The following is a 2695-nucleotide window of genomic DNA, read 5'->3' on the forward strand; positions in this document are numbered from 1 at the left end:
CGGATGCAGCGGGCCGCCGCCGGCCTGGCCCGCCGCGCCGCGCTCGTGCTCGCCGAGCGGGGCGGGGTCTACGGGGGCCGGGTGCTGCTGCTGGTCGGCTCCGGTGACAACGGCGGCGACGCGCTGTACGCGGGGGAGCGGTTGGCCCGCCGGGGTGTCCAGGTGTCCGCCATGCTGATCTCCCCCGGGCGGGCGCACGCCGCCGGCCTGGCCGCGCTGCGAGCCGCCGGCGGTCGGGTCGTGCCGGGTCCGGCCGGCCCGGTCGACCTGGTCCTCGACGGCATCGTCGGCATCGGCGGCACCGGCGGGCTACGGGCGAACGCGGACGGGATGGTCCAACGCCTCGACCAACTGCGCGGACGCGACGGGGAGCGGGCCACCGTGCTGGCGGTCGACGTGCCCAGCGGGGTCGCCGTCGACACCGGCCACGTGCCGCTGTCCGCGTCCGGCCGGCCCACCGCGGTTCGCGCCGACGTGACGGTGGCCTTCGGCGCGCTGAAGCCCGCCCTGGTGGTCGGGCCGGCTGCCGCCCTGGCCGGGCAGGTTGAGCTGGTCGACATCGGGCTGCGGCCCTGGCTGCGTGGCACCCCGGCGCTGCAGGTCACCGAGTGGTCCGATCTGGTCGACTGGTGGCCCGAGCTGGGTCCGGCGTCGGAGAAGTACACCCGCGGCGTGGTGGGGGTGGCGACCGGCTCGGCGACCTATCCCGGCGCGGCGGTGCTCTCCGTTGGCGGCGCGCTGGCCGGGCCGACGGGCCTGGTCCGCTACGCCGGCAGCGCCCGCGCCGAGGTGCTGCACCAGCACCCCTCGGTGATCGCCAGTGAGCGGGTCGCCGACGCCGGCCGGGTGCAGGCCTGGGTCTGCGGCTCCGGGCTGGGCACCGGAGCCGACGCGGCGGCCGAGCTGCGTGCCGTACTGGCCGCCCCGGTGCCGGTGGTGCTCGACGCCGACGCCCTGACCCTGCTGGTGGACGGCTCGCTCGCCGACCGGCTGCGAGGTCGGGACGCACCCATCGTGGTCACCCCGCACGACCGGGAGTTCACCCGTCTCTGCGGGGAGGAACCGGGTGCCGACCGGGTCGGCGCCGCGCTGCGGCTGGCCGCCTGGATGAACGCGGTGGTGCTGCTCAAGGGTGACCGCACGGTGATCGGCACGCCGGACGGTCGGGCGTACGTCAACCCGACCGGCACCCCGGCGCTGGCCACCGGCGGCACCGGGGACGTGTTGGCCGGGCTGCTCGGTTCGCTGCTGGCGGCCGGGGTGCCCGCCGATCGGGCTGCGGCCTCCGCCGCGTACCTGCATGGGCTCGCCGGGCGGGAGGCGGCCCGGGGTGGGCCGGTGACCGCGCCCGACGTGGCCGACGCGTTGCGTCCGGTGCTGGCCCGTTTGGGCTGAACGGGTCGGTTCCGGGCGCGGTGACCGGACCACCGCGTCGGGACGTGCGTCGCCGCCCCCGGTGATCACGGTGGAAAGTAGGCTGGGCACATGTGGCAGGCCGAGGTACGCGTCGATCTTGACGCCATCCGCGAGAACGTGAGCAGGCTCCGCTCCGGCACCAGCGCCGAGTTGATGGCGGTGGTGAAGGCCGACGGGTACGGCCACGGCATGCTTCCGGCCGCCCGCGCAGCCCTCGACGCCGGCGCTGACTGGCTCGGCGTCTGCACCCTCGACGAGGCGCTCACCCTGCGCCGGGCCGGGGTGACCGTGCCGGTGCTGGCCTGGCTGCTCGCTCCCGGGTTGCCGATGCACGAGGGGGTCAGCGCCGGGGTGGACCTGGGCGCGGCCAGCCTGCCGCAACTGGACGAGATGATCGAGGCCAGCCGCCTCGCCGGGCGTCCCGCCCGTCTGCATCTCAAGATTGACACGGGGTTGTCCCGGGGCGGTGCGACAGTCGCCGACTGGCCCGCGCTGCTGGACGCCGCCGCGAAGGCGCAGGCCGACGGCCTGGTCGAGGTGGTCGGCGTGTGGAGCCACTTCGTGTACGCGGACTCGCCCGGTCACCCCACCACCGACCGTCAACTGGCCGTCTTCCAGGAAGGGCTGGCCATGGTCGAGCGGGCCGGGCTGCGACCGCGCTGGCGGCACCTCGCCAACTCGGCCGCCACCCTGACCCGCCCGGACACCCACTTCGACCTGGTCCGCCCGGGCCTGGCCATCTACGGGCTCTCCCCGGTGGCCGGCGAGACGTACGGGTTGCGGCCGGCGATGAGCGCCCGCGCCCGGGTGATGCTCACCAAGCGGGTGCCCGCCGGCACGGGCATCTCCTACGGGCACGCCTACACGACGGAAGCCGACGCGAACCTGGCCGTGGTGCCGCTCGGGTACGCCGACGGGGTCCCCCGGCACGCGTCCAACACCGGCCCGGTGCAGCTCGGCGGCGTACGCCGGACGATCTCGGGGCGGGTCTGCATGGACCAGTTCGTGCTCGACTGCGGCGACGACCCGGTGGCCGACGGGGACGTGGCGACGCTCTTCGGCAGCGGCGTCGACGGCGAGCCGACCGCTGACGACTGGGCCGAGGCGGTCGGCACGATCAACTACGAGATCGTCACCCGGTTCGGCGGCCCGCGGGTGCCCCGCGTCTACGACGGCGAGAGGCCGTGACGCCGTGAGTTATCGCATTCCGCGTCCGAGGACGGCCGCGGGCCGGGTCGCGGGGATCGTCGGCGCGGCGGTGGGGGTGGCCGCGGCGACG

The 2695-nt window shown here is 76.0% G+C and carries 2 protein-coding genes; both read left to right on the forward strand.

Annotation, left to right across the window (positions count from 1 at the left end; genetic code table 11):
* Positions 1–1395 (forward strand): NAD(P)H-hydrate dehydratase (locus DLJ59_RS00205; protein ID WP_124770524.1); only part of this gene is annotated, 1395 nt, incomplete at its 5' end.
* A 90-nt stretch (positions 1396–1485) separates the two neighbouring features.
* Positions 1486–2604, forward strand: coding sequence for an alanine racemase (gene alr / locus DLJ59_RS00210; protein WP_124770525.1), 1119 nt, complete (start codon positions 1486–1488; stop codon positions 2602–2604).
* The last annotated feature ends 91 nt before the right edge of the window (positions 2605–2695 follow it).

Origin of the sequence: Micromonospora inaquosa (assembly GCF_003857055.1) — a bacterium.
GTDB lineage: Bacteria > Actinomycetota > Actinomycetes > Mycobacteriales > Micromonosporaceae > Micromonospora > Micromonospora inaquosa.

What these genes read in the sequence shown, in the direction of transcription:
- alr (WP_124770525.1), top strand. Translation starts at nt 1,486, where the DNA reads ATGTGGCAGGCCGAGGTACGCGTCGATCTTGACGCCATCCGCGAGAAC.